Here is a 2,013-nt window from a genome sequence, read left to right as displayed (position 1 = left end):
GCCCACTCGATAACTGTCCCATCATGCTGTGTGATCCCCCTCCGGCCAATGAAGAGATTTTGCCGGAGGCCAGTCAGGGGAGCTACTTTTTCAACAGAATCGGCCAATAGCCGACATTCAGATCAGCCTATTGAGGAAATTACTCGGAGGCCCAAACGTTCCACCACTCCATCTCGCCGCGTCCTTAACCATCGATATCGCCGTTTCGGATGGCCATCCTGATGGCTTGTGCTGTCGTTGTCACGCCCAGACGTCGGCGCGCTGAGCGCAGGTGATTTTCAACCGTACGCTCCGACAAACCGAGAGTTGCTGCAATATCCGCTTGCCGTCTTCCGGCAGCCGTCCATTCCATGACTTCGCGCTCTCGCGGGGAAAGGCTTTGTAACGCTTCGTCCAGTGGAGACTCAAGCAACCGCCTGGCTGCGAAAAAAGCGGCCGTCGCAACCAGGCTTAGTCCCAAGCGAACCCGCGCGCTTCCATCCACCGGCTCACCCCCCAAGCTCATCGCGCCCTCAAGCCCCTGCGGGCCGAAAACTGGTACCTGCAACCCCTGAATCCCTGAATCACCGGGAGAACGAATCACCCGGTAGCGCTCTTCTCCGTTGGCCTGCTCTTTCTGCCAGAAGAAGGATTGGCGAGCATTCAGAAGGTGGCGAGTCACCGGACAATGTCGAACATAAGTCTCAGCATCCACCGATTGACCGTTATCGAACCAATCGCCTTCGACCCAGTAGATATGCTCAACCACTTCTTCACTTGCCGACGATGCAGAAAACAACACGAATCGATCATAGCCGTAGGGTGTGGCAAAACCCCTGACGGCTTTCTTGATTGATTCAAGTGTGCGCGCCGTCTCTATCTCCAGAGCAGCTCGCATCGCTGTTTCGGCCGGCCCGTCGCTCACTATGATGCGACCTCTTTCAACAATGCTTCAGCTGCCAACTTGCCTAGATTATTGCCTGCCAGTGGGCTGTCGCCGGTCAGCAACTTGCGGTCTTGGAGCGTTGTACCTGAAATATCCTGGTTGACGATCTCAACTCCCAGGGCTTTCAATTGCTCACCAAATTTCCAGGTCAAATGCCCAGGCATATAACCGATGTCGGGCGTTTTTGCGTCGAGACTGTCTGGAAATGCGCAGATCTTGTAGCCGTTGAAAATGTAGGAATCCCTCGACTCTCCAATACCCGCCGCGAGCATTGCTGCTGGGCCGTGACATAGGGAAATCACAAATTTGTCGTTGGTGATTGCCCAATGCAAAGCCGCTTTCACGTCGGCACTCTCCGGCAATCCAATCAGCGCGCCGTGTCCGCCGGGTATGAAAACCCCGATGTAATCCGAATCCTCGCCCAGTGCCTTTTCGACCACATCGGAAAGCTTCAAGGGTTTTTTGAACTGTTCGCGGTATTTGGCGTAGAAATTCTTTACCTCGGTATCTTCGGAAGGCATGGCCCAGAATTCAAACTTCACCGGATTGCCTGACAGGGTCGCAACGTCGAACGCGAAGCCGGCTTTGTCGAGGTGGTACATGGGTAGCAACGTCTCGACCGGGTGATTACCGGTGGAAAACATGGTGCCGTTGTCAGTCAACAAATAGCGCTCGTCTGCGCCGATCAGCAAAATCTTCCAGCGGCCACCTTGGTAAGGATTAGGGTAATCCGCGTCACTCAAATCAGATTTTGGCGAGGTAAATTGGCTTAGCGAGTATGGAGAGGGGAAAAAGGCATTATCCTCTGCCTGATCCGGCGTGGGGCGCTTGTCGTCACTCTGCAAGGTAGTCATGGTTTTCTCCTACGAATGGGCCGATTGCCGAAATCAATGCTAATAGCGTGACACAGGCCCGGCAATGAGGGTTTTCCCTCAAAGAAATTTTCCGCACCCATACAGTACGCTGATCGGCTGCTTTTGGCCGATTCTGTTGAAAAAGTAGCTCCCCTGACTGGCCTCCGGCAAAATCTCTTCATTGGCCGGAGGGGGATCACACAGCATGATGGGACAGTTATCGAGTGGGCAGGA

2 protein-coding genes are annotated in these 2,013 nt (G+C 54.2%); both read right to left on the bottom strand.

Features of this window, described 5'->3' with window-relative positions; translation table 11 throughout:
• Positions 1-184: 184 nt before the first annotated feature.
• Entirely contained in the window at positions 185-904 is a 720-nt protein-coding gene (locus tag J1G33_RS27675) for a PA1136 family autoinducer-binding transcriptional regulator (RefSeq protein ID WP_223019169.1), read from the bottom strand.
• The gene (gene hchA / locus J1G33_RS27670) at positions 904-1,779 is read right to left on the bottom strand and encodes a glyoxalase III HchA (protein WP_223019168.1); all 876 of its coding nucleotides are present in this window, start codon (positions 1,777-1,779) and stop codon (positions 904-906) included. Before hchA ends, J1G33_RS27675 begins: the two co-directional genes overlap by 1 nt.
• Positions 1,780-2,013: the final 234 nt, after the last annotated feature.

The organism is Pseudomonas sp. P867 (genome assembly GCF_019891455.1).
Lineage (GTDB): Bacteria > Pseudomonadota > Gammaproteobacteria > Pseudomonadales > Pseudomonadaceae > Aquipseudomonas > Aquipseudomonas synxantha_A.
This window is presented reverse-complemented; position numbering and strand designations above follow the sequence as displayed.